Source organism: Streptomyces sp. NK08204, from assembly GCF_020400585.1.
Taxonomy (GTDB): Bacteria; Actinomycetota; Actinomycetes; order Streptomycetales; family Streptomycetaceae; genus Streptomyces.
This window is the reverse complement of sequence record NZ_JAINVF010000001.1, coordinates 404,188-428,025: the sequence shown is the minus strand read 5'-3', so window position 1 is coordinate 428,025 and position 23,838 is coordinate 404,188. Positions and strand designations below refer to the sequence as shown.

The window sequence follows — 23,838 nt, the reverse complement described above, 5'->3', positions numbered from 1 at the left end:
CCCCCTGCGCTACGTCCGCGGAGGGTTGCCCCGGTCCTGCCGGGTGCCGAACTCGTTCCTGAGCTTGTCCTGCGCGGTGTCGACCTGCGACTGGTACGTGTTCCCGGTTCGCTGGTCGACGTAGTCGCCGCCCTTGTCGATGCCCTTGCCGGCCGTGCCTTCGTGGCCCTTGAGCATGCCCTTGAGTTTGTCCATGAAGGACATGGCAGCCCTCCTCGTCGCTTGAGGCGTGCCCTCTCAGCGTCACCGCGCCACAGCGGGTTCGCATCTCGAAGCCCGTCGTCAGCGACGCGCGAACAGTGCGGCGAGCCGCCGGTAGGAGTCCAGCAGCACGGCACGGTCGTAGGTGCTGGTGGTGACGAGCACCTCCTCGGCACCCGTCTCCTGCAGAACGGTCTGCAGTTCGTGGGCGACCTGGTCCTCGGTGCCGGCGATGTGCCCCGCGAGCCCGGACTCGTACAACTCCCGCTCCTTCGTGGTCATCGTGCGGGCCTCGACGGCCTCGGCCGGGGCGAGCGGCGGGAAGGTGCCGTGCGTGCGCGCGTACGCCATGGACCAGGCCTCCGGCACCAGCAGCCGCCGGGCCTCCTCCTGTGTGCCGGCCACCGCGACCCTGCCGGAGATCGCGACGTACGGCTCCGGCGCCCAGGGGGAGGGGCGGAACAGGGAGCGGTACTGGTCGATGCCGCGCCGCATCTTCTCGCGGTCGCGCAGGTCGCCGATGACCATCGGCAGGCCGGCGCGGGCCGCGATCCGCGCGCCCTCACCCATGGCCAGCACGAACGGCGGCACCCTGAGCCCCTCGGCCGGGCGGGCGTGCACCCCGGTCGGCGACGTCCCCGCGAACCAGCCCAGCAGCTCGCCGAGCCGGTCCGCGAAGTCCTCGACGTCGCCCTTGTCCCGGCCCAGCGCCCTGCGCACCCCGTCCGTGAAGCCGACGGAACGGCCGAGCCCCATGTCGATCCGGCCCGGGAAGAGCGACTCCAGCACCCCGAACTGCTCGGCCACCACCAGCGGCTGATGGTTGGGCAGCATGACGCCACCCGTGCCGACCCGGATGCTGCGGGTCGCAGCGGCCACGGCGGCGGCGAGCACGGTCGGCGCCGACCCGGCGGCCCCGGGCACGCCGTGGTGTTCGGACACCCAGAAGCGGTGGTAGCCCAGCGCCTCCGCTTGCCTGGCCAGCTCGACGGTGTCCCGCAGCGCTTCGCCGGGCGGATGCCCCTCGCGGGTGCGGGAACGGTCGAGGACGGAGAACCTGGTCCGGGCGATCACTGCGCTGCTCACGCAGGGTTCAACGCCGTGGCGCCCACGGGATTCCCGCCGTCACCCGTGGTTCCCGCACTCTCCCGGGCTGGCTAGGGTGGCCGTGTGACCGACAGCAGCAGGCGTCCGCTCGCCGTGTTCGACCTCGACAACACCCTCGCCGACACCGCCCACCGGCAGCACTTCCTCGAGGGCAGGCGGCGCGACTGGGCCGGTTTCTTCGCCGCCGCCCCCGATGATCCGCCCTTGCCTGCGGGCGTGTCGCTGGCCCTGGACAGTGCCCGGGAGTGCGAGGTCGTCTACCTCACGGGCCGCCCCGAGCGGTACCGGCGCGACACGCTGGACTGGCTCGCGGCGCACGGGCTGCCCGAAGGTGACGTCCACATGCGGAGCAACGCCGATCGCAGGCCCGCCCGGTTCACCAAGCTGGAGATCCTGCGCCGGCTCGCCAGGGACCGCGAGATCCGGGTCCTGGTCGACGACGACGAGCTGGTGTGCGACGACGCCGAGCGCGCCGGGTTCGCAGTCGTACGGGCCCGTTGGTGCGCGAAGTCGGCCGCTCTGGAGGAGGCCCAGGAGCGGGAGGGCCGCACCTGAGACCCTGGATCCGAGGTCTGGTCCGAGAGCGAGCCTGAAGGCGGCTCCACTCCGTCCTGCTCCACTCCGTCCTGCTTCACTCGCCGTTCTGCTTCACTCCGTCCTGCTTCACTCGCCGTTCTGCTTCACTCGCCGTCCTCGATGCGGAAGCCCACCTTGAGGCAGACCTGCCAGTGTTCGATCTGGCCGTTCTGCAACTGGCCGCGGATCTGTGTCACCTCGAACCAGTCCAGGTTGCGCAGGGTCTGGCCGGCTCGGCCGATGCCGTTGCGGATGGCCTGGTCGATGCCCTCGTGGGAACTGCCGACGATCTCCGTGAGCCGGTAGGTGTGGTGCGACATGAGGTGCTCCTCTCCGCGCTGACCGGGGTGTGTCACGCCGTACTCCACCGTGCCCCATCACCGCTCCGGCCGCACGGCGTCGGAGCCGTACCGCCGGTAGCCCTTGACCCTGTGCATTGGTCCATACCAAAATCCAGCACACCCGACGGGCCAGACCCTGCCCGTCCCCACGTCGGGCCCCCTTCCCTGTCCGCAGCGCCCGTGCCGGCGCCCGTGCCAGAGCCTTGCCAGGCAGAACAGGACCCCGCGTGAGACGTCGTCTGCTCGCCCTCAGCTGTGTCACCGCCTCCCTCGTCAGCGCCTGTTCGGTCCTCCCGGGCGGGCACGGGCGGCACACCGTGACCGTGTGGCTGATGAAGGACAGCGCCTCACCGGACTTCCTCAGGCGTTTCACGAAGGACTTCGAGCGCACCCACAAGGACCTGCGCCTCGACATCCGCATCCAGGACTGGAGCGGCATCGTGCCGAAGGTCCGCAAGGCGCTCCAGGACGACTCCGGGGACGGCCCCGACGTCATCGAGGTGGGCAACACCCAGGTGCCGCTGTACGCCGAGGGCGGCAGGCTCGCCGACCTGACACTGGAGGCGGTGCGCTACTGGGACAAGGACAAGTGGCTGCCCGGCCTCGCCGCGCCCGGTAAGGACGGCAACAGCCAGTACGGGATTCCCTGGTATGCCGCCAACCGTGTCGTCATCTACCGCAAGGACCTGTTCGCACAAGCCGGCATCACCCGTCCGCCGAGGACCCGCGAGGAGTGGCTCACCGACACCGAGCGTCTCAACTCCGGCGGGAACCAGGGCATCTACCTCGCCGGACAGGACTGGTACACCCTCGCAGGCTTCATCTGGGACGAGGGCGGGGACCTGGCCCGGGCGAAGGGCTACGACTGGCGCGGCACCCTGGACACCCCGGCCGCCCTGCGCGGCATGGACTTCTACCGGCGGCTCCAGGCGCTGGGCCGGGGACCCGTGGCCGCCGACGAGCAACACCCGCCCCAGGCCGGAGTGTTCGCGGGCGGTGAGGTCGCGCAGATCATCGCCGTGCCGGGGCTCGCCACGTCGATCGTGCGGCAGAACCCCGGGCTCAAGGGACAGCTCGGTTTCTTCCCCGTGCCCGGCAGATCCGCCGCCCGACCCGGCACCGTCCTCACCGGCGGCTCCGACCTCGTCGTCCCGCGCAACACCGAGGACCAGTTCGCCGCGACCGCCGTCGTCGGCGCGCTCACCGGCGCCAAGTGGGACACCGAACTCGCCCGCACCATGAACTACGTCCCGAACAAGACCACGCTGGCGGGCGCGGTCGCCGGGGAGGAGGGGGCCGCCGCCATGGTGGCGGGAGCCGCCCACGGCCGGGCGACCCCCATCACCCCTCAGTGGGCCGACGTCGAGGCCGACAACCCGATCAAGGACTACATGACCCGGGTGCTGATGACCGGGGCGGACCCGGCGACGGAGGCCCGCCGCGCCTCCCGCAGGATCACCGAGGCGCTCAGTCCGCCCCTCGGCTGACCCGCCCTGGAGGCTGACCCGCCCCAGAGCCGGCCTGTCTCGCGCCGGCTCACCGTGCCAGGCTGAGGGAGAGCGCGAACCTGCCTTCCGTGTCGGTCCACCAGTGGGTCAGCTCAAGCCCCGCGGCGGCCAGTTCCGCGCTCACCCCGTCCTTGCGGAACTTCGCCGACACCTCGGTGCGCAGTTCCTCGCCCGCCGCGAAGTCCACGGCGAGGTTCAGCGCGGGTACCTTCACGGTCTGCGCGGTGCGCGAACGCAGCCGCATCTCGATCCACTCCCGCTCCACGTCCCACAGCGCCACGTGGTCGAAGGCGGCGGGGTCGAAGTCGGCGTCCAGTTCACGGTTGACGACCGTCAGCACGTTCTTGTTGAACGCGGCCGTCACCCCGGCCGCGTCGTCGTACGCCCGGACCAGCACGCGCTCGTCCTTGACCAGATCCGTGCCGAGCAGCAGCCCGTCGCCCGGGGCGAGCAGCCCCCGCACCGAGGCCAGGAACGCGGCCCGCTCGGCCGGCAGCAGGTTGCCGATCGTGCCGCCGAGGAACGCCACCAGCCGTGGTCCGGGCGTCTTCGGCAGCGCGAGCGGCGCGGTGAAGTCGGCGATCAGCGCGTGCACGTCCAGGCCCGGCCGCTTCGTCATGAGCGCCCGCCCGGCCTGGGTGAGCGCGCTCTCGCTGACGTCGACCGGGACGTACACGGCCAGCGCGGGCAGCGCGTCGATCAGATAGCGGGTCTTCTCCGAGGAACCGGAGCCCAGTTCGACCAGGGTGCGGGCGCCGCTCGCGGCGGCGATCTCGCCCGCCCGGTCGGCCAGGATCTCCCGCTCGGCGCGCGTCGGATAGTACTCGGGCAGGGCCGTGATCCGCTCGAACAGCTCGCTGCCACGGGCGTCGTAGAACCACTTGGGCGGCAGCCACTTCGGACGGACGGTGAGACCGCGCCGGACGTCGGCGCGCAGCGCGGCGTCCGTCGCGTCCTCGGGCAGGGCGCGGGTGACATGCAGGGGACTCACGTACAGGGCTCCTTCGATGATGGGGGTGCCCCCGCTCGAGCGGAGTCGAGAGTGGGGGAGGGCGCCGGGTCCTCCAGCGGCGAGAGCAGCACACCGGCGCGGCTCGCGGTGAGGACGGTGCGGTCGGGGACCTCCTGCCAGAGCGGGTCGTCGTCGTACGGCTCCGAGGCGACGACCGTGCGAAGACCTGGCTCCGTGCGGTACCAGAGGCTGTCGCCCCAGGCGGTGGCGGTGATGGTGGCGCCGTCGGTGAGCAGCAGGTTCAGGCGGGAGGCAGGCGCCGCCTCCGCCAGCTGCTGAACCGTTTCCCCGAGGGCGCGGGCGGGTTCGTCGCCGCAGCGCAGCCGGTGCAGCGCCAGTGCCCAGACGAACGCCGAGTCGGTACGGGCCTCCAGCGTCAGCAGGTCGACCGGGGGCAGGGCGGACGCCAGGGGCGCCGCCGCCTGCGGCCAGCCCGCGATCGCCCCGTTGTGGCTGAACAGCCACCGCCCGGCCGCGAACGGCGCCGCTGCGGCCTCGCCGTCCGCACCGGCCGCGGTCGCGTCGCGTACGGCGGCGAGCACGGCACCGGCGCGCACCACGCGCGCCAGATCGGCGAAGGACACGTCGGCCCAGATCGGCCCCGCCCGCCGGTAGCGGGCCGGCACCGGGTCGCCGGAGGCGTACCAGCCGACCCCGAAACCGTCGGCGTTGACCGTCCCGTACCGCTGCCGCCGCGGTGCCCACGACTGGCGGTACAGGCCGTGCGGGGGATCCACCAGGAGCCGGCCGAGCGGCTCCTCGGGCCCCAGGAAGGCCAAATGACGGCACATCAGTCAGTCTCCGAGCGGGCCGTGCGGAAACCGGAGAAGATCTGCCGCCGGATCGGGTAGTCCCAGTTGCGGAAGGTTCCCCGGCAGGCGACCGGGTCCACGGCGAACGAACCGCCGCGCAGCACCTTGTACTCGGGGCCGAAGAACACCTCCGAGTACTCCTTGTACGGGAACGCGGTGAAGCCCGGGTACGGCAGGAAGTCGCTCGCCGTCCACTCCCACACGTCCCCGATCAACTGCCGTACGCCCAGCGGGGACTCACCGGCCGGGTAACTGCCGGCCGGGGCGGGCCGCAGATGCCGCTGGCCGAGGTTGGCGTGCTCCGGTGCCGGATCGGCGTCGCCCCACGGGTAGCGCCGGGAGCGGCCGGTGGCGGGGTCGTGGCGGGCGGCCTTCTCCCACTCCGTCTCGGTGGGCAGCCGGCGCCCGGCCCAGCGGGCGTACGCGTCGGCCTCGTACCAGCACACGTGCAGCACCGGCTCGTCCGGCGGGACCGTCTCCGTGACCCCGAAGCGCCGGCGCAGCCACTGGCCGCCGTCCCGGTGCCAGAACAGCGGCGCCGTGATCGCGTGCCGCCGGATGTGCGCCCAGCCCTCCGGAGACCACCAGCGCTCGGTGCCGTAACCGCCGTCCTCGATGAACGCCTGGTACGACGCGTTCGTCACCGGTGTGGTGTCGATCCAGAACGGCGCCACCTGGCGCGGGTGCGCGGGGCGTTCGTTGTCCAGCGCCCAGGGCTCGGTGGAGGTACCCATGGTGAACGGGCCACCGGGGACGAGGACTTCGGCCGGTCCCCGGAACGGCGAAGCGGGTTCCGGGTCGGGCGCGGTCAGGGCCTGCGGACCCTTGCGCAGCTGGTGGGTGATCAGCATGGTCTCGTCGTGCTGCTGTTCGTGCTGCGCGATCATCCCGAAGGCGAAACCGGCGTCGGTGAGCCCGGTGCCGTGGAAGTCCGCGGCCTGCAGCAGGTCCAGAGCCCGGCCGCGTACCTCGGCCGCGTACTGACGGGCCTCGGCGGGTGGCAGCAGCGGCAGCGAGGGACGTTCGGCGCGCGGGTGCTCGAAGGCGTCGTACAGGCCGTCGATCTCCGGCCGCATCGCCTCCCGACCGCCGACCGCCCGCAGCAGCCACAGCTCCTCCTGGTTGCCGATGTGTGCGAGGTCCCACACCAGTGGGGACATCAACGGCGAGTGCTGCGCGATGAGTTCGGGATCCTCGACACAGGTGGTGAGCAGGGTGGTGCGGGCGCGGGCGGTGGTGAGCGAGGCCGATGCGCGTTCGCGAAGGGCCTCCATGTCGGTCGCGGCGTCTGTTCCGGTGTCGATGTCCATGCCGTTCTCGGCGGCGTTCATGTACGGACGTCCTTCCCGTGGGCGGTGCCGCTCAGTCGGTCCAGCAGGTCGTCGGCGGGGCAGCGGGCCCGGGCGACATAGCGGTCGAGGAACGCCGCGACGGCGCCCGTGACCTCGGGCGTGGCGCCGAGGCGGGGCAGGGCCTCCAGGGCGGCGGTGAAACAGGCGACGGCGGCCTCGTGCAACTCGCGGTCGGCGAGGCCGTCGCGGGCCGCGCAGGTCCACAGGGGATTGTGCGGGGCGGGCCGGCCGAAAGTCCGCTCGGCCAGCGGTTTCACCGTCCGGTAGGCCGTCTCGGACGCCTCCGGGTCGTCGAACAGCGCCGCCGTCACCGCGAGCGGCACGATCCACCCGTCGTCGCCGGGCTGTGCGTCGATCATGCGCAGTTCCAGGTGGCCGCGCGGTCTGACCGGTGGGAACAGGGTCGTGAGGTGGTAGCCGAGGTCCTCCCGCGTCGGCGGCCGGGGAGCCCTGGACCGGATCCACTCGCGGAAGGTGAGGTCCTCGGGCACGTCCCACGGGCCGCCGTCGTCGCGCCGTACGCACATCACCGGGGCGTCCAGCGCGCGCCGGGCCCAGGCAGCCCGGGGCTCCCCGTCGAGCGTGGGCGCCCCCGCCCGGCCGGCGCCGATCCGCGCCCACCACAGCTGCCGGGTGGACAGCCAGCCCGTGGGCCGTCCCGCGGACAGCGGGGAGTTGGCGAACGCGGCCACCAGCAGGGGGCCCAGCAGGTGTGCCAGCCACCAGCGCCGCACGTGCCCGAGCGGGCCGGGCTCGGTGTGGCCGGCGTCCACGCAGACCTGGACGGAGGCCGAGGTGCACATCATGCGGCGGCCGGCCGTGCCGGTGCGGTCGAGGCAGGTCTCCATGGCGTCGTAGCGTGGCGCGCGCAGGAACCGGCGGGGCCCGTGCCAGGGGTCGTGGCCGAGGCCCACGAGCGCGAGGCCGTCCCTCGCGAGGACCGCGCGGACGGCGTCCAGGTCGGCGCGGACGGTACCGATGCACTCCGTCAGGGAGGCCGCGGGCGGCGAACTCAGCTCCAGCTGGCCGCCGGGTTCGACGGTGAGCGTCGAACTCAGGGGCACGGTACGCAGTGCGGCGTAGGCCGCTTCGAGTCGTTCGGGTGTCACCGGGAGCCGCGGCTGCCGCAGCTCATGAACGAGCCATTCCACTTCGACCCCGAGCAGTCGGGGTGGTCCGGTCTTGAAGCAGATTCCCCTGACCAGGGCCTCCACCTCGGCCTCCGTGACGGCGCTGCCATGCCCCGTACCGCCGTCGTATGTGTTCGATGAGCCTGATGGGTCGGACATGTCGGGATCCTCCTGAGATTCCACCATGCCGTCGGCCCGGCTTCGGGTGAGCCGGGCAGACACTCGTTCCACCCAAGACCCTCGCGCTGATTCGCACAAGGGTGCCCCGCGGGACGCCGGGGCGGGGAAACTCCGTTGCACCGCCAGTCCAGCATCGCCCACGATGCGTACATGAGCACGGCGGGATGGCCCGCGCGTGCCGCGCTCGCGGCGCCCACGGGGGTGGCGCCGTGAGCGCGGCACGCGCGGTGCCGCTGCTCAGAAACGCTCCGTCCACCGTCGGCAGGCGCGGCGGGAGGCGTAACAGGGTCGCCGCGACCAGGCCCTACGGCGAAGATGACGGCGTCATGCGGATGATCGTCACCGAGCACGCGTTCACGGTCCTCCTCGTCGGGCGGCCGCGCTCAAGACGGTCACCGTGCTGCAGGTCACCCACCTCGGATGAGCAACGGGGCCCACTGCGCCGTAGGGCCACCGGCTCAGCACGTCGACGGCCGTCAGGTCCAGCCGTAGCGTTCGTGCAGCCGCTGCCGGACCAGGTTGAACCGCATCCGGTCCAGGGCGCACGCCTCCCGGCGCATGCCCTCCTCGTGCAGTCGCAGGACGCGGTCCACGTCCACCCAGGAGTCACGGCCCGACCGGTCCCAGGGCCCGCTGCCGATCGCCACCCACTCGCGGTCGCCGTCGTGCCGCTTGCTGGAGAGCTGGACGGCGAGCACGGTGCCCGCCGCCTCGCGGGCCACGACCAGCACCGGGCGGTCCTTGCCCCTGCCGTCGTTCTCCTCGAACGGCACCCAGGTCCAGACGATCTCCCCGGGGTCCGGGTCGCCGTCGTGGGCGGGGGAATACTCGGTGCGCACCCGTCCGACCGCGCGCGGGTCGGCCTCGGCAGTGGCGTGCGGGCCGAAGCGGCCGGGGACGTTCTCATCGGTAAACGTGGTCACGGGGGGCACCCTAGTACCCGGACCGCAGGGGCTGACACGACGAACGGCCGGGACCCCGGCAAGGGCCCCGGCCACGCGGCGGTGTGCGCCGGCCGTCTTGCTAGTCCTCCAGTTCCACCGTGACCTTCTGCTGCGGGTGCGTGGCCGCCACCTCGGGTGAAGTACCGTTCGCCGCTTGCCCGTTGGGGTTCATCGAGGCCAGCAGCTGGCGGGCCAGGCCGAGGCCCGTGCCGCCCATGGTGAGCGCCTTCGCGAACAACTCCGCCATGCCGTCGCCGCCGTTGAGCAGCACCATGTTGTCCACGTTGCCGAACGCGGACGCGCCCGCCTGGACGATCTCCGGCCACTTCTCGGCGAGTTGCTGGGCGACGACCGCCTCCTGGTTCTCGGCGAGCGCGGCGGCACGGGCCTTGATGGCCTCCGCCTCCGCGAGACCCTGCGCCCTGGTCGCCTCGGCCTCCGCCAGACCCCTGGCCTGCGCGGCGGCTGCCTCGGCCTCACCGGTGGCCCGGGTCGCCGCGGCGGTCGCCGTACCCCGGGCCTCGGTCGCCTCGGCCTCGGCGCCCGCGGCCGTCTTGACCCGGGTCGCCTCGGCCGCCGCCGCCAGCTCCGTCTCCTTCGCCTTGGCCTGCGCCGCGGAGATCCGCGCGTCACGCTCGGCCTCGGCCAGCGTCCGCTTCTCGTACGCCTTGGCGTCCGCCGGCTTGCGGACGTCCGCCTGGAGCTGCTGCTCGCGCCGGTGCGCCTCGAGCTCGGCGACCCGCGTCTCCTGGACGACGACCTCCTGCCGGGCGGCGGCCTCGGCGAGCGGACCGGCCTGACGGGCCTTGGCTGCCGCCTTGTCCCGCTCGGCCTGGTAGCCGGCCTGCAGGATCTCGCTGTCCCGTGTCGCCTCCGCCATCCGCGCGAACGACTGCTGCTCCGCCTCGGTGGCCAGACGGTTCGCCTCCGCCTGCGCGATGCGCGCGTCCCGCTGTACGGCCGCGGCGTGCGGCATCGCCAGGTTCTGGATGTACCCGGTCGGGTCCTCGATCTCGTGGATCTGCAACGAGTCCACGATCAGACCGAGCTTCTCCATCTCCGTCCCGCACGCCGCCCGGGTCTGGCCCGTCAGCTTCTCCCGGTCGCGGATCATGTCCTCGACCGTCAACCCGCCGACGATGGAACGCAGATGACCGGCGAAGACGTTGTGCACCCGCTCCGACATCAGCCGCTGCTGGTCCAGGAAACGGCGAGCGGCGTTGGCGATCGACACGAAGTCGTCGCCGACCTTGAAGATGACCACGCCCCGCACCTTCAGCGGAATGCCCTGGTGCGTCACGCAGTCCACGTGCAACTCGGTCTCGTTCAGGTCGAGGGACATCTTGCGCACCGCCTGCACACCGGGCAGCACCAGCGTGCCGCGCCCGGTGACGATGCGGAAGCCCATGCCCTCCTCGAGGCCCTCGGTGCGGTGCTTGGACCCGGAGATGACGAGCGCCTCGTTCGGCTCGGCCACCCGCCACATCATCTTGAACAGACCGATCAGAACGAGGACGGCAACGACGACCGCCCCCGCAACGACGCCGACAACCATCGGCATACGCCCCCTTTGGATGGTGCCCGTTCGGCACCGAACGAAGGGAGTGTGCGCCCGCGCAGGCCCCGGGTGAAGACGCTGACGAATCCTTGTTGCAATCTTGATGCGTTGGCCTCACCTGCGAGGCGGGCCGCTCAACTGCCGTACGCCGCCGTCACGTACACCGTGCGCGGCGGCAGGTACTCCATCACCATCACCACCGTGCCCGGCGCGATGGGGCCCGAGCCGTCGGCCGGGTAGGCGAGGAAGTGCTCAGCGCCCCCGCGCACTCGGACGATCACTTCGCCGACGAGCCCTGGCCCGACCGTCCCCGACACCCGCCCCAAGAGCCCGACCATCGATGCGTCGTCCATGGTCACAGGGTAGAGCCTGCGTGGTCCTGGCCGTCAGGGTCCGCGCGCTGCCGCGCTACTCGACGCGTCCGGTGACGCCGTCGAGCGGGTTCTGCGGCACGACCAGCGTGGGCGGCAGCGGCACCGCCACCGGGCCGTCCGGGGCCGGCCCGGCCTGGTGCGGCGGGAGCGGCGGCGTGCCGGGCGGAACGGCGGCCGGGGTGCCGGGCTCGTCCTCGATACGGTCGACCTGGCTGCGGTACAGCGTCGTCCCGCCGGTGACCGCGCTCGCGGCGCCCACCGCGAGCAGGGCCGGGCCGAGCAGCGAGGCGTCGCCCAGCATCTCGGCCACCATCACCGTGACGCCGAGCGGCGCGTGCGCCACCGGGCCGAGGCAGGCCGCCATGCCCACCGCCACCGGTACCAGCGGGCTGTGCGGGGCGATGCCGAGCGGCTCCGCCAGCCGCCACACCGCCGCGCCGACACCGGCGCCGACCACCATGCCCGGCCCGAAGATGCCGCCGGAGCCGCCCGAGCCGACCGACAGGGCCGTGCCGGCGATCTTCGCCAGCGGCAGCGCGAGCACCACGGCGAGCGGCAGATCCAGCAGCACGTTCCGCCGCGTCAGCGCCTCCAGCAGGCCGTACCCGGTGCCGAGCACGCCCGGCACCAGCAGCCCCAGCCCACCCACCAGCAGCGCGGCGACGGTCGGCGCCGCGATCCGGCCGGGCAGCCGGCGGACCCGTTCCCCGACCCTGGTGTGGACGAGATAGAAGCACGCTGTGTACAGGCGCCCCGCGCCCCCCGCCGCGAAGCCCACCAGCACGACCAGCAGGAGTCCGCCCGCACCGCCGAGACCTCCCGTGGGATGACCCAGCACCGGGTCGAAGCCGTGGCACGCACCGAAGACCAGCCAGCCCGCGACCGCTGCGATCACCGCCTTGGGCAGCACCCGGGCGTCCATGCTTCTGCGGTACAGCAGTTCAGCCCCGAGCAGCGCCCCGCCGAACGGCGCGTCGAAGATCGCGCCCACGCCCGCCGCGAGTCCGATCACCACCGCCGTCCGCGCCTGCTGCCGGGACATGCCCGTGCGCCGGGCGATCACCGAGCCGAACGCCGCGGAGATCTGCGCGGCGGGCCCCTCGGTGCCGCCCGAGCCGCCCGAGCCGATTGTCAGCGCGGACGCGACCAGCTTCACCACCGTCACCCGGCCGCGCATCCCGGTCGGATCGTGGTGGGCGGCGGCGATCGCGGCGTCCGTGCCGTGCCCGCGGGCCTCCGGCGCCAGCCACAGTGCGAACACGGTGGCGACCAGCGCGCCGCCGGCGGCCACCAGCGGTACCGCCCACGGCCGGCCCGACTCCGTCAGCGTGCGGAAACCCCCGTCCGCCGACGTCCGGTAAGGCCGGTAACCGGCCACCGACTCCAGCAGCCAGCCGGTGCACAGATGGAGCAGCCCGAACAGGGCCGCCGCGCCCGCCCCGGCCACCACACCGATGAGCACGGCCGGCACCAACCAGCGGGCCAGCGACTCGTCCGCGCCGTCCACCGGCATCACACGCGCGGCGAGTACGCGTAACGACGAGCGCCGTGCACCCTCCCGTGGCCCCCGTGACTGCTTTTCCACCGGCCGGCTCCCGACGCTTGACACCCGTACCCCCCAAGAGGTTGGCCGTTCGCCCGGTCTGGGGTCAACTCTGCCAGCTCGAACGGGTGTTGTGGTGAGCCAGGTGGGTGAAACGGGCGCACGCCGGTGACTTCGCGGACCGCACGTTCCCCGCCGGAACAGGCCCGGTGCGCCCGAATCACGGCCTGACCTGCGCGCGTTCCTATGGTTATCCTCAAAGCCGATTCAACAATGTGTCAGCGGGCAGGCGTACACAGGGGGGTTGAGGCCCATGTCCAGCAGCGGCGGAGAGTGCACGGCGGATATGCCGGACCTCACGGGGCTTCCCCTCGAACAGATCCTGGAGAGCGGCGACCACGCGCTCTCCCAGGCGGTACGCCGGGTCCTGCGCCATCTGGCGGGGGAGGAGGCGCCGGTCGCGGCCTACGACTCCGGGGGCGACACCTGCGAGGGCCCGCGGCGGATCACCGCCGCCGCCCCGTGACCCGCCCGGCCGACGCCCCCCACGTGCTCTGGCCCGACGACCTCCTCGACGTCGCCGCGCTGCGCGCCGCGGGCAGCCTTCCGCTCCCCTTCCGGGAGTTCGTCGTCAAGATCCACAGTCGCTGCAACCTGGCCTGTACGTACTGCTACGTGTACGAAGGCGCCGACCAGCTCTGGCGCGAGCAGCCGCGCACCATGCCCTGGCACACCGCCGAACAGGTCTGCCGGCGCGTGGCCGAACACGCGACCGCACACCGGCCGGCCTCCGTACGGGTCATCCTGCACGGCGGTGAACCGCTCCTCGCCGGCCCGGCGTTCCTGCGCGCCTTCACCCGCACCCTGCGCGGCCTGCTCCCCGCCGCCACCGCCGCGGAGATCCTCATCCAGACCAACGGCCTCCTTCTCGACGAGGCCCTGCTGCGCCTGTGCCACGAGGAGGACGTCCGGGTCGCGGTCAGCCTCGACGGCCCCCCGGAGATCCACGACCGCGCCCGCCGCGACCACGCCGGCCGCGGCAGCCATACCCGGGTCGCCGCCGCCCTGCACCGCCTCGGCACCGCCGAGCACCGCCCCGTCTGGGCCGGCGTGCTGTGCACCGTCGATGTCACCGCCGACCCGCTCGCCACCTACGACCACCTGCTGTCCTACCATCCGCCCGCGATCCGCCTCATCCTGCCGCTGGGCAACTGGACCCGCCCGCCGGCCGGCCGCACGGACGACCCCTCCCATGTCCCGTACGCCGTATGGCTCGCCGCCGTCTTCGACCGCTGGTACCACGCCCCGGGGCCGTCGGTGCGCATCGCCTTCTTCGAGTCGATCCTGGACCTGCTGCTCGGCGGCGTCACCCGCACCGAGACCATCGGCGGCGCCCCCACGCAGCTCGCGGTCGTCGACACCGACGGCGCGCTCACCCTCTCCGACCAGCTGAAGTCCGCGTACGAAGGTGCCGACCGCAGTGGCTTCGACGTCCACCGCCACTCCTTCGACGCGCTGCTCGACCACCCCGGCGTCGCGGCCCGCCAGCTGACGGCGACCGGGCTCGCCGAGCAGTGCCGCTCCTGCCCCGTGGGGGCGGTGTGCGGCGGCGGGCACTACCCGCACCGCTACCGCGCCGGAAGCGGCTATCTGAACCCTTCCGTCTACTGCCCCGACCTGATGGCGCTGATCCGGCACGTGGCCGGGGTGCTCCGCGCCGACCTGGGCCGGCTCACCGAGGCGCGCCGTTGACGGCCGACCGGCGGACCGTGCCGTCCGCGCCGCCGCTCGTCCTGTCCGCGGACCTGTGGCAGCGCATCGCCCGCGGCACCCCCGACCCCGGCACGCTCGGCCTGCTGCGCACCGCACGGACGGGCCGCAACCTCCTGCTGCTGCGCGCCCTGCACGAGAAGCTGCACGGCGAGCCGGGCTGGCGCGCCGCCGTCACCCTGCTCGCCGAAGTACGGCGGCACTCGCCCGCGCTCTTCGGCAGACACCTCGCGGATCCGGCCGCCGGGGCGGTCCTCGCCGAAGCCGTACGCACCGCCCTGCCCGGCTCGGTACCCGCACTGGCCGCCGTCGCCGGACACCGCGCGGACCTGCCGTTCCGGCTGGACGCGCATGCGCACGGCGGTGGACTCGTCCTGCCGGGCCTCGGGCGGGCGAGGGTGGGGGCCGGCCCGGCCACGGTGCGCAGGGAGCGCGGAGCGGACGCCACGGTCGTCCTCGCGCCGGGAGCACGCATCGAGGTGCCCGACCCGCCCGGTCGCCCCGCGCCCGGCTGGGAGCCGGTGCCCCGCATCCACCTCTCCACGGGCGGCGCCACGCTCGCGGTGCGCCTCGACCCGCATGCGCTGCCGCACCCCGGCACGGGGCGTCACGGGCCCGGGGAGCCGGACCGCTGGCGCGGACGGCTCGCCGCGGCCTGGGAGTTGCTCGTCACCCGCCATCCCGAACGGGCCACCGCCGTCGGTGCCACCGTGCGGGCCGTCGCACCCCTGGGAGCGCAGGCGTACGCGCCCGGCGCGCGCCGCCCCTGGCGCAGCGCCTCCTTCAGCGACGCGTTCGGACTCGTGGCCCTGGCTCCGCAGGACGACCCGGCCGAGCTGGCCGCCGCGCTCGTCCACGAGACCCAGCACTCCCTCCTGTACGCCCTGCAGGACCTCACCCGGCTCCTCGACGCCCCGCCCGGCGCACGGGGCCGCGCGCCCTGGAGCGACCGGCCCCGTCCGCCCTCGGCGCTGCTCCAGGGCGTGTGCGCCTTCCTCGTCACGGCCGGGTTCTGGCGCACCGAGGCCGCCCGCGGCAACCGCGCCGCGACCACCCCGTACGAGCGATCGCTGCACATCGCCCGCACCGCGGCCGGTGAACTCGCCCGCGGTGACTGGCTCACCGCGCACGGGCGGCTGCTGCTCGACGCCGTGCACGACGTGCTCGCCGAATGGGACGGAACTGACACATGATCAGATGGGCGGCGGCTCGACGTCGCACTCGATCCGAACACCGGCCGCCGCCCACCGGCTCTCCGGGTGCTCCGGCCCCAGCGTGGCCAGATAACGCCGCTGCACGGAGGCCAGCAGCTCCTCCCCGGTCTCGGTGTCGCCCGTCGCGCACCTGTCCAGGGCGACGTTGGTGAGGGCGGCCAGCGTCGCCGGGTGGCGGTCGCCGTAGCGGGCCTCCAGCGCGTGGGCGCACTCCTCGCCCAGGGCCAGCGCCGCCTCCGCCTCCCCGGCCAGCGACAGATCGGTGGCGAGGTTGACGCGGGCGAGCAGCAGCCACGGGTGGTCGTCCGGGAGCCCGGCGGCGAGCGCGGTCACCGTCTGCTGGTCGACCCGGCGTGCCTCGGCGTGCCGGCCCAGGGCGCGCAGGGCCGCCCCGTGGTTCACGGCGGCGGCGCACGACAGGGGGTGCTGCGGGCCGAGCACCGCGTGATAGCGGTGCAGCGCATCGGCACTGTGTTCGCACGCCGACCGCGGATCCCCGGTCAGCCGCAGGTCGTTGGAGAGGTTCGTCGCCGCGGCGATCGTCTCGATGTGCTCCGGGCCGAAGTGCGTGCAGTGCCGCTCGAACGACTCCCGGGCCAGGGCGAGACCCTGCTCGAACTCGCCCGCCTTGCGGCATGTCACCGCCATGTTCTTGATCGCGCGCAGGGTGGCCGGGTGGTGGTCGCCGTACTGCTCCCGGTAGCGCTCCAGGGTGCTGGTCTGCAGCTCCAGCGCCTCTGCGTAGCGCCCGCACTCGCGCAGGTCACGGGCCACGTTGTTGACGGAGAAGAGCGTCGAGCGGGCCGTCGGGCCGAGCACCGCCAGGCGGCCCTCGTGACACTGCTCGTCGATCGCGAGGGCGTCGTCGTAGTGGCCGTTGACGCGCAGGCTCACACCGTAGTTGTGGGCGACGGTCAGGGCGTACGGGTCCGTCGCGCCGAACAGCCGTACGCTGCGGTCGTACGCGTCCCTGTCGAGGGCCAGCGCGTCGGTGAACCGTCCGGCGGCGCGCAGGTCGGCCGCGGTGGCACCGGCCACCGTCAGCGTGTACTCGTGATCGTCGCCCACCGTGGCGCGCAGCCGGCCCAGCACGTCCTCGTTGATCCGGTGGGACTCCGAGAACTGCGACAACTGCCAGTGCGCGCTCGCCTGCTGGCGCCGCGCCCAGAGCGTCTGGAGATCGTCGGGGCCCAGCTCCGCCGTCCACACCTCGACCACGCGCCGGGCCAGCTGGATGGCGCCGACGAAGTCGCCGCGGGCGATGACGTAGCTGAGGATGCCCAGAGCGGTGTCGCGGGCCTCGTGGTCGCCGCAGTGCAGCAGGCCGGAGGGTTCGATGTGGGGGAGGATGTCGGCGTAGTTGCGCCAGTTCTCCGGTCGCTGGGAGTCGCCGGGGTCGTGCGCGGCGATGATCCGGTGCACGAGGTGGCGCGTCGTGGTGCGCTCCTCGTCGGACATCTCGTCCTGGAGGACACCGCTGAGCAGACGGTGCACCTGGAGGGTGGCCGTCGCCGGGTTCACGGTCAGCAGCGAGAACTGGTTGATGGCGCGGATGGCCCGGCCGCGGGCCAGCTCGTCGCGGGCGACCGAGGCCAGCGCCTCCGGCAGGGGCAGCAGACGCGCGTCGTGCAGGAAGGACTGGGCGATCGGCTCGGTCCCGAAGCAGGCCAGCAGACGCAGCAGTTCCAGCGCCTGGGGGTTCTGCGCGCGCAGCAGCTCCACCGAGGTGCGCCAGGTGGCCGCGACGGTCTGGGCACCGGAGAAGGCGGGCTCCGCGAGGACTTCCCGGCGGCGGGTCTCGAGCAGGTCGAGGTAGGTGTCGGTGCGGATGCCGGACTGGGTCTGGGCCGCGGCCGAGTGCTCCAGGGCGAGCGGCAGGTCACCGAGCGACTCGGCGAGCCGCTGGGCCTCCTCGCCGGTGGCCCAGGGCGTTCGGTGGCGCAGGAAGCTGACGCTCTCCTCGCGGCTGAACACGTCGACCCGCAGCGCATGGACGCGTTCGGCCCAGCCGGAGTGCCGGGAGGTCACCAGTACGTGGCCCGCACCGCCCCGCACGCCGAGCAGCGACGGCAGGTACGGGAGGACGTCGTCGGGCGCCCCTGCGTTGTCCATGACCAGCAGCCAGCGCGTGAACGGGTCCCCGGTGGACATCGCCGCCAGGACGCGGTCCACCGGGTCGCCGGGGCCCTCGGCGGCCGGTCCGAAGTCCGGGGCGAGCGCGGCGAGTTGTTCGCGGATCACCGCGGGCTGCTCGGCGTCGACCCACCAGATCCGCTGGTACTCGGTGTGGTGGCGGCGCACGTACTCCACGGCGAGCCGGGTCTTGCCGACCCCGCCCATGCCGTACAGGGCGTAGGGCAGGACCGCCACCTGGTCCCCGGCGTTGAGGATCCCTCGCATCTCGTCGAGTTGCGCCTCCCGGCCGGTGAAGTGGCCGGCCTGCGGCAGCGGCATGGCGCGCGGCAGCCGCGTCGGCCGCCCCGGCGCGGTGCGCGCGGCGCGGCCGGGCGGGGCGGGTGGCCGGTCGCCGGTGGCCGGGGGCGTCGTACGGGAAGAGGCGGAATCCATCGAGACGTCCTCCGTGGGCGGAGCCGGTTCCAAGGGCCGGCGATCAGGGGTGGGCGCCGCGTCCTCGGTGGACGCACCCGGCCGACCTTCGCTGTCCTCCCCAGGAGGCGGCGCGTCCAAAGACGTACGCTCCCGTGCGCTGGCCAGCGCACCACCGTAGGCCGGTCCGAGCGCCGCGAGCGCGGGCGCGGCGGCGGCGAGCAGCTCCCGGTCCGCCGCGGACAGGGCGCTCCCGTCGAGGGCGGTGGGGGAGACGACCAGGGTGCCGAGCAGCCCCGCGCGTGCGCCCAGCACGGCTCCGGCGGCGTCCGACACCTCCTGGAGCGTGCGCAGGGTCTCCCTGCGGCCGAGGCCACGCAGCAGCCGTTCGCGCACACCGTCCAGGAACTCGTACAGCGGGCCGTCCGAGCCCGGCCGTACGGACAGCAGGCCGCCGAGGAGGATCTCCGCGAACGGCAGCGGGCCGCCCTCGTGCCCCAGCAGCCGCTGCACCGCCCGCACCGCCTCCGGCCGCAGCGGCACCATGGCCAGCCGTGCCGCGAGCCGGCGGGCCTGCGGCGAGGCGTGTTCCAGGAAGCGGCGCACCGTCTGTTCGGGGGAGAGCGGGCCGGTCCGCTGTTCGGGGGCGAGCGGTGGCAGGCAGTCCGGTGTGAGTCCGTGCTCGTCCACCAGGAGCGCGGCGATGTCGTGGTGCGTACCGGCCTCGCCCGTGACCAGACGGGCCCAGCCGGCGAACCAGGCGGACTCCAGTTCGAGCATCGGGACGGGGTGCGGCCCGTGGCGCACCCATCTGCGGTTGCGGCGCTGCAGGAGCAGCGCGTTCGGCACCCCGGGTGCGGCCGCCCGCACCCGCACGTCCCGGGGCACCGCCTCGCACAGGTCCCACAGCCGGCTGGGCAGCGGCTGGAGCACGGCGACGGGGGCCCGGCGTGCCCACCCGTGCAGCATCCGCGGCACGTTGCCGGACGCCCAGGCGTCGCCCACGCAGTCGCTCAGCACCAGGATCAGCCGTCGCCCCTGCGGATGGAAGAGCTCGCTCGGCGCGCGCGGCGGACCTCCCCGCTCCGGCCGCAGGGCCGCCGTCTTCCCGTTGTGGGTGTCCAGGCGCCACATCCGTACGTCACCGAACGCCCCCTGCCTGCGCAGCAGTTCGGCCAGTTCGGCGGCGACGCCCTGCCACACCGCCATGGACACGCTGTGCTCGACGACGAGGGCGACCTCGAACCACCGGTCCGGCACGCTCACCTCGACCGGGCTCCACCGGCCCAGCTCCGCCGACCTGACCGCCGTGGCCTCCTCGTCCAGGGTGCGCCGGTGCGGCGAGCGGACACGGCGGTTGAAGGGGCGCAGTGTGCGGGCGAAGCGGAGCGGGTCACGGAGGACGCCGGGGCGGGTGTCCGCGTCGAACAGGGGCGTGGTGAGCGCCGGCACGGGCGCGCTCGTGCCCGGCGCGGGGCGCACGTCGAAGAGCGGGGGCATGCCGTACGCCGGCGCAGAGGCAAGCGGTGGGGCGGGCGGCCCGGTCAGAGAGGCGGGAGGGGCCGGGGCGGACGCGCCGCCCCCACTGTTTCCACCGCCGGTGCTGTCCCTGCTGTCCCCGCCGTTCCTGCTGTCCCCGGCGTTCCCGCTGTCCGCGGCGTTCCTGCCGTCCCCGGCGTGCTTGCCGTCCCCGGCGCGCGGGTCAGCGGGTGCAGGGTGTGGGGTGACCGACCGGTTTGTCGTGAGGGCGCGGACCACGTCTCCGGCCGGGTCACGGTCGGGTAACCCGCCGCCGGCCGAGCCGATGCGCTCCATGAGCCACATCGCCTCGGCCCACTCGCGTGCGGTGGGCGGCGAGGCCGCCTGGCTCGCTGTCATGGCGTGGCGTCCGTCGCCAGGCTGCGCCACAGCGCGGTCCGCAACTGCGTCCAGGACGCCTCGTCGACGTCGGCGGCGCGGTTCGTGAGCAGATGCACGGTGTTCAGGAGCTGGTCGGCGGCGATCGCACCGGTGCCTCGCTGCTCCAGGAAGGAGTGGACCAACTCCCTGGTGGACGCGTCGAGTTCCGGGCCGAAGTGCGACTCGATCATCGCGGCGAGGCGGTGCTCGTCCGGCGGGGCCAGCTCCACCTCGAGGCACCTTCTGCGGAAGGCCGGCGAGAACGCCCGCTCCCCGTTGCTGGTGATCACGACCACCGGGAACTCGGCGCACCGCACGAGGCCGTCGCGGATCACGACCGGGGCGCCGTGGTCGGCGGTGCCGATGCTCGCCTCGCGCCGCGACCGCCCGAGCCGCTCCAGCTCCCTGATCCGGAACTCGCCCTCCTCGAAGATGTGCAGCAGATCGTTCGGCAGGTCGATGTCGCTCTTGTCCAGCTCGTCGATCAGCAGCACCCGGGGCCGTTTCCACGGCAGCAGCGCCGTGCCGAGCGGGCCCAGCGTGAGGTAGCGGCCGATGTCGGGCAGCGGGCCCCGTGATCCGCCGGGACCGGGTCCGGCGGGGGCGTCCTGCACCCGGCCGATGGCGTCGTAGTCGTACAGGCCGTCGCGCAGCGTGGTGCGGCTGACGACCGGCCACCACAGCACCCTGCCGAGCCCCAGCTCGGCGGCGATCTGGTGGGCGAGGCTGGACTTCCCGGTGCCGGGCTGCCCCGTGACCAGCAGCGGGCGGCGCAGCTGGATGGCGGCGTTGATCAGGTCGACGACCGTGCGGTCCAGCGTGCCGGGTCGGCACGCGCCCAGTTTGCGCTCCACGTCCAGGGCGTCGGCCGGTACCGGGATGTCGAGCGGAGGGCTGTCGGTGGCCTGACGGAAGCGCCGCCACGGGGGAGCCGGCGGCAGCGGCGGCAGCGGGTCGGCGGGCGAATGGCGTGCTCCGCTGTCCCGGAAGACCCACCAGTCGGGGGGAGGGGGAAGGGGTGCCCCGCTCAGGTCGGTCGTTTCCCCGCTCATGCTCTGCCACCCCCGGTCCGCGGATGCCCCAGCGTGGCGTCCGCCCCCTCCAGTCCGTCCTGGCTGTCCCACACTAGGGTGAGGTGACGATGCAGGTCCAGCGTCACCGGTGACGCCACGCCGCCGTCCGGACACCCACCGCCCCTCAGATGGCGTACCCGGTCCGGTAACTGGTCCAACCTGCCCGCCAGGTGATTCCACAACTCGGTGCGGGCATGCGCATGATGACCGTTCTCGCGCAGCGCCACGATGGCCGGAATACCTACTTCGAGTAGTACGTACACGGGATCGGCGGCCAGGTCGCCTTCGTAGGGCGGGGCGTCGAGCAGGACGAAGCAGAACGGGGTCTGCCCGCCCCTCAGTTGCCGTAGGAGGTCCTCCGGCGCCGGCACCGTGCCCGGCGCGACACACCGCACGGCCGGCGCGTCGAAGAGCTCGTCGGCGTTCAGCTCCAGCCAGCCCAGGCGGCGGTACAGCGCGGGCCACCAGCGGCGGATGCGGAACCGGTCGCGGCTGCGCACCAGCACGGTGTGGTCGGCGCCGATCGGCCGCGGCACCGATCCGTTCGGGCTGATCATGAACTGGTCGACGTCCAGCCACAGCAGGGGCCGGGGCAGCACGAACTCCACCGTCAGCTCGCCGCTCAGCTCGCCGAGCAGGTCCCCGACCGCCTGGTGCAGTGCCGCGACGGTGTGCTCCAGCTCGCTCCGCGACGTCACCCGGCGGTCGGCGAGCAGGGAGCCCGGACCTTCGCCGGGGCCGAGCAGCCAGCCCCGTAACCAGTAGTCCTCGGGGGCGGCGGGATGCGCGGTGATGTCGACCAGGATCCGCGACGGTTCGACCGGGCGCCCGGCGCGGAACGCCTCGCGGTTGCGCACCCTGTGCAGGAGATCCGGCGCACACGCGAGCCGGGGGGCCACCCGCTCGTTCCACAGCCGCAGCCGCTTTTCCAGACCGGGCGGCTGCCGTACCGCGACGGCTTCCACGAAGGAGATCAGGGGATGGGCCTCGTCCGGCATCAGGAGGGCGTCCTCGAACGCATCGAGCAGTTCCGCCACCGTGTACGGCCCCGTGGCGCCCTCGGCGCGCTCCGGCAGCAGCGGCAGGAACCGCAGCGCGATCCGCTCGATCGGCGCGCCGGGGGCAGGGAATGCGAGCAGGTCGCACAGCTCCTCGTACTCGGAGGAGTCGAGCAGCCGCCTCGGGTGCAGGCGCAGGTACATCTGCTCGACGGCGGTCCACGCCACCATCCCGGTACGGCCGATGCCCAGCGCGTCGAGGTAGAACCGCAGCCCGCCCTGATAGGCGTCGCACTTGACCAGCGCCCGGTACAGGTCCTCTCTGAGGGTCCCGGACTCCGGGAGGTCGAGCGGCTCGAACCGCTCGCCGAACGCGTCGGCGGCGCGGCGCAGGGGCTGCCGGTCGTTCAGCGTCGGGACGCGCAGGATGAGGCCCGCCAGCTCGAAGAACAGGTTCGTGCGGGGCGTACCGAAGTCCGTCATGACGCCGGCTCCGGCTCGCCGCGCAGCCGGCGCAGCACCCGCTCGAACTCCCGCATCGGCAATGACCCCCGTTCGTACCAGCGCAGCGCGGCGGCGAGCCGGTCGATGCCGTCCGCGTACTGAAGACACACCTCGACGATCCCGCGCACGTCCTCCAGGAGCACCGACGACCGCTCGACGAGGTCGAAGAAGTCCTCGCCGGTGTCGCGCAGCACCCGCTCCCGGCGTTGCGGGTCCCGCATGCTGGGAATACGTACGAGAGCCGTCGTCAGTTCCCGCGAGGACCCGGCAGGCCATGCGGGCGCGGGCGGCAGTTCGGCGGTGACGGCGTCGGTCAGCAGCGGGCAGTACCGTACGAGGGCCTCGACCGGGATCATCCACGCGATGCGGGCCGTCTCGTCGCGCAGCGCGGCGACGACGATGCCGATCACGTCCCCGTGCCCGTCCACGACGCCCGCTCCGCTGAACCCGCCCAGCACCCAGGCGCCGCCCAGGCCGCTGCCGTCGAGCTGGACCCAGTCCGGGCTCAGCCCGCCCGCCCCGACCAGTCGGCTCGTGACCCACAGGCCCGGGGGTTCGGCCGTGCTCTGACCGAAGAGGCGTACGTCACGGCCCCGTGCGGGGCCGCACGGACGCAGCCGGGCCGGCGCGCAGTCCGCGGGTGCGGGCGCCTCCAGACCGAGCACGGCGACGTCCGCGCGCCCCTCGTCGGGCGGTGCCCAACCCCCGGGAAGCACCGAGGCGTACGACACCTCGCCGGACAGTGAGCCGGGATGGTCGAGGGCGATCCGCGCCTCGCCGGGACCGCTGCCGGCGGTCGGCCCCACTACCTGCTGTATGACATGAGCACACGTCACCACCCGTCCACCGGTGACCAGAACACCCGATGCCACCGGCGTGTTGTCCCTGCCGAAAATCCGTACCCGCCAAGAGTCCTCGATCGACTGCGACACCCCGCGCCCCGTTCGCTTCGCCTCAGCACGATGCTGACAGAGAACGACTGTGGGTGACAGCGGTCTGGGTGAACACTGCGACTGTTCTGTTGCACAAGGAGGGTTGGCGCCCGGTGCGGCTGCGGATGTTCCCCTGTTGCGACCGGCCGCGGCGGCCACCGCGGCGGCCGGGCCAGGCCGGGCTCGGCTGAGCGGCAGGGCAACGCGTGAGGGCCGGAACCGATACGGACGCTGCGTCCGACACGGCTCCGGCCCTCGTGCGG

At 73.4% G+C, this 23,838-nt stretch carries 20 protein-coding genes; 5 read left to right on the top strand and 15 right to left on the bottom strand.

Annotation, left to right across the window (positions count from 1 at the left end; genetic code table 11):
- Window positions 1-9: 9 nt before the first annotated feature.
- Both K7G59_RS01845 and K7G59_RS01840 read right to left on the bottom strand, forming a co-directional pair.
- On the bottom strand, window positions 10-204 hold the full coding sequence (locus K7G59_RS01845) for an antitoxin (RefSeq protein WP_225829991.1): 195 nt from the start codon (window positions 202-204) through the stop codon (window positions 10-12).
- Window positions 205-282: 78 nt separating this feature from the next.
- Window positions 283-1,287 carry an LLM class flavin-dependent oxidoreductase gene (locus K7G59_RS01840; RefSeq protein WP_225829990.1) on the bottom strand — a complete coding sequence of 335 codons (1,005 nt, stop codon included), beginning with the start codon at window positions 1,285-1,287 and terminating at the stop codon, window positions 283-285.
- Between the two features lie 84 nt (window positions 1,288-1,371).
- On the opposite strand from K7G59_RS01840, the gene K7G59_RS01835 reads away from it, so the two are divergent.
- Window positions 1,372-1,863 (top strand): hypothetical protein, encoded by a 492-nt coding sequence (locus K7G59_RS01835; protein ID WP_225829989.1) that lies wholly within the window; start codon window positions 1,372-1,374, stop codon window positions 1,861-1,863.
- Window positions 1,864-1,988: 125 nt separating this feature from the next.
- Here K7G59_RS01835 and K7G59_RS01830 read toward each other — a convergent pair whose 3' ends face one another.
- A complete protein-coding gene (locus K7G59_RS01830) occupies window positions 1,989-2,204 on the bottom strand; it encodes a dodecin (protein WP_225829988.1) in 216 nt (71 codons plus the stop codon).
- Between the two features lie 248 nt (window positions 2,205-2,452).
- On the opposite strand from K7G59_RS01830, the gene K7G59_RS01825 reads away from it, so the two are divergent.
- On the top strand, window positions 2,453-3,712 hold the full coding sequence (locus tag K7G59_RS01825) for an extracellular solute-binding protein (RefSeq protein WP_225829987.1): 1,260 nt from the start codon (window positions 2,453-2,455) through the stop codon (window positions 3,710-3,712).
- Between the two features lie 49 nt (window positions 3,713-3,761).
- On the opposite strand, the gene egtD is transcribed toward K7G59_RS01825, so the two are convergent.
- The 8 genes from egtD to K7G59_RS01785 form a co-directional block, all read right to left on the bottom strand.
- Window positions 3,762-4,724, bottom strand: coding sequence for an L-histidine N(alpha)-methyltransferase (gene egtD / locus K7G59_RS01820; RefSeq protein WP_225829986.1), 963 nt, complete (start codon window positions 4,722-4,724; stop codon window positions 3,762-3,764).
- On the bottom strand, window positions 4,721-5,536 hold the full coding sequence (gene egtC, locus K7G59_RS01815; protein ID WP_225829985.1) for an ergothioneine biosynthesis protein EgtC: 816 nt from the start codon (window positions 5,534-5,536) through the stop codon (window positions 4,721-4,723). Before egtC ends, egtD begins: the two co-directional genes overlap by 4 nt.
- Window positions 5,536-6,888, bottom strand: coding sequence for an ergothioneine biosynthesis protein EgtB (egtB, locus tag K7G59_RS01810; RefSeq protein ID WP_225829984.1), 1,353 nt, complete (start codon window positions 6,886-6,888; stop codon window positions 5,536-5,538). The genes egtC and egtB overlap by 1 nt, the downstream gene beginning before the upstream one ends.
- Window positions 6,885-8,198, bottom strand: a complete 1,314-nt coding sequence (gene egtA, locus K7G59_RS01805) for an ergothioneine biosynthesis glutamate--cysteine ligase EgtA (RefSeq protein ID WP_225829983.1) — start codon at window positions 8,196-8,198, stop codon at window positions 6,885-6,887. The genes egtB and egtA overlap by 4 nt, the downstream gene beginning before the upstream one ends.
- A 497-nt stretch (window positions 8,199-8,695) precedes the next feature.
- Window positions 8,696-9,142, bottom strand: a complete 447-nt coding sequence (locus K7G59_RS01800) for a type II toxin-antitoxin system PemK/MazF family toxin (protein WP_225829982.1) — start codon at window positions 9,140-9,142, stop codon at window positions 8,696-8,698.
- Between the two features lie 100 nt (window positions 9,143-9,242).
- Window positions 9,243-10,724, bottom strand: coding sequence for a flotillin family protein (locus K7G59_RS01795; protein ID WP_225829981.1), 1,482 nt, complete (start codon window positions 10,722-10,724; stop codon window positions 9,243-9,245).
- A gap of 131 nt (window positions 10,725-10,855) precedes the next feature.
- The gene (locus K7G59_RS01790) at window positions 10,856-11,074 is read right to left on the bottom strand and encodes a hypothetical protein (protein WP_225829980.1); all 219 of its coding nucleotides are present in this window, start codon (window positions 11,072-11,074) and stop codon (window positions 10,856-10,858) included.
- A gap of 55 nt (window positions 11,075-11,129) precedes the next feature.
- Complete coding sequence (locus K7G59_RS01785; protein ID WP_225829979.1) at window positions 11,130-12,680, bottom strand: chloride channel protein; 1,551 nt, start codon at window positions 12,678-12,680, stop codon at window positions 11,130-11,132.
- A gap of 271 nt (window positions 12,681-12,951) precedes the next feature.
- Between K7G59_RS01785 and fxsA the strand changes: the two genes are divergently transcribed.
- Genes fxsA through K7G59_RS01770 form a run of 3 tightly spaced genes read left to right on the top strand, consistent with a single transcriptional unit; the run spans window position 12,952 to window position 15,601 of the window.
- Entirely contained in the window at window positions 12,952-13,164 is a 213-nt protein-coding gene (gene fxsA, locus K7G59_RS01780) for an FxSxx-COOH cyclophane-containing RiPP peptide (RefSeq protein ID WP_225829978.1), read from the top strand.
- Between the two features lie 23 nt (window positions 13,165-13,187).
- A complete protein-coding gene (locus tag K7G59_RS01775) occupies window positions 13,188-14,390 on the top strand; it encodes an FxsB family cyclophane-forming radical SAM/SPASM peptide maturase (RefSeq protein WP_225829977.1) in 1,203 nt (400 codons plus the stop codon).
- Window positions 14,387-15,601, top strand: a complete 1,215-nt coding sequence (locus K7G59_RS01770; protein WP_225829976.1) for an HEXXH motif-containing putative peptide modification protein — start codon at window positions 14,387-14,389, stop codon at window positions 15,599-15,601. Before K7G59_RS01775 ends, K7G59_RS01770 begins: the two co-directional genes overlap by 4 nt.
- Here the strand turns inward: K7G59_RS01770 and fxsT are convergent, their stop codons facing one another.
- From fxsT to K7G59_RS01750, 4 genes are read right to left on the bottom strand one after another with little or no spacing between them, the layout of a single operon-like run.
- Entirely contained in the window at window positions 15,602-20,047 is a 4,446-nt protein-coding gene (fxsT, locus tag K7G59_RS01765; RefSeq protein WP_225829975.1) for an FxSxx-COOH system tetratricopeptide repeat protein, read from the bottom strand. It abuts the gene before it with no gap.
- Window positions 20,044-21,120 (bottom strand): MoxR family ATPase, encoded by a 1,077-nt coding sequence (locus tag K7G59_RS01760; protein WP_225829974.1) that lies wholly within the window; start codon window positions 21,118-21,120, stop codon window positions 20,044-20,046. Before K7G59_RS01760 ends, fxsT begins: the two co-directional genes overlap by 4 nt.
- Entirely contained in the window at window positions 21,117-22,622 is a 1,506-nt protein-coding gene (locus K7G59_RS01755; RefSeq protein WP_225829973.1) for a hypothetical protein, read from the bottom strand. Before K7G59_RS01755 ends, K7G59_RS01760 begins: the two co-directional genes overlap by 4 nt.
- On the bottom strand, window positions 22,619-23,515 hold the full coding sequence (locus tag K7G59_RS01750; RefSeq protein ID WP_225829972.1) for a trypsin-like peptidase domain-containing protein: 897 nt from the start codon (window positions 23,513-23,515) through the stop codon (window positions 22,619-22,621). The genes K7G59_RS01755 and K7G59_RS01750 overlap by 4 nt, the downstream gene beginning before the upstream one ends.
- Window positions 23,516-23,838 lie beyond the last annotated feature (323 nt).

Excerpts from the sequence above, each read along its gene's own strand:
- fxsA (WP_225829978.1), top strand. The coding sequence starts at position 12,952 with ATGTCCAGCAGCGGCGGAGAGTGCACGGCGGATATGCCGGACCTCACG.
- egtB (WP_225829984.1), bottom strand. The coding sequence starts at position 6,888 with ATGAACGCCGCCGAGAACGGCATGGACATCGACACCGGAACAGACGCC.
- K7G59_RS01830 (WP_225829988.1), bottom strand. The coding sequence starts at position 2,204 with ATGTCGCACCACACCTACCGGCTCACGGAGATCGTCGGCAGTTCCCAC.
- egtA (WP_225829983.1), bottom strand. The coding sequence starts at position 8,198 with ATGTCCGACCCATCAGGCTCATCGAACACATACGACGGCGGTACGGGG.
- K7G59_RS01795 (WP_225829981.1), bottom strand. The coding sequence starts at position 10,724 with ATGCCGATGGTTGTCGGCGTCGTTGCGGGGGCGGTCGTCGTTGCCGTC.
- fxsT (WP_225829975.1), bottom strand. The coding sequence starts at position 20,047 with ATGACAGCGAGCCAGGCGGCCTCGCCGCCCACCGCACGCGAGTGGGCC.
- K7G59_RS01760 (WP_225829974.1), bottom strand. The coding sequence starts at position 21,120 with ATGAGCGGGGAAACGACCGACCTGAGCGGGGCACCCCTTCCCCCTCCC.
- K7G59_RS01755 (WP_225829973.1), bottom strand. The coding sequence starts at position 22,622 with ATGACGGACTTCGGTACGCCCCGCACGAACCTGTTCTTCGAGCTGGCG.
- egtC (WP_225829985.1), bottom strand. The coding sequence starts at position 5,536 with ATGTGCCGTCATTTGGCCTTCCTGGGGCCCGAGGAGCCGCTCGGCCGG.
- K7G59_RS01845 (WP_225829991.1), bottom strand. The coding sequence starts at position 204 with ATGTCCTTCATGGACAAACTCAAGGGCATGCTCAAGGGCCACGAAGGC.
- K7G59_RS01790 (WP_225829980.1), bottom strand. The coding sequence starts at position 11,074 with ATGGACGACGCATCGATGGTCGGGCTCTTGGGGCGGGTGTCGGGGACG.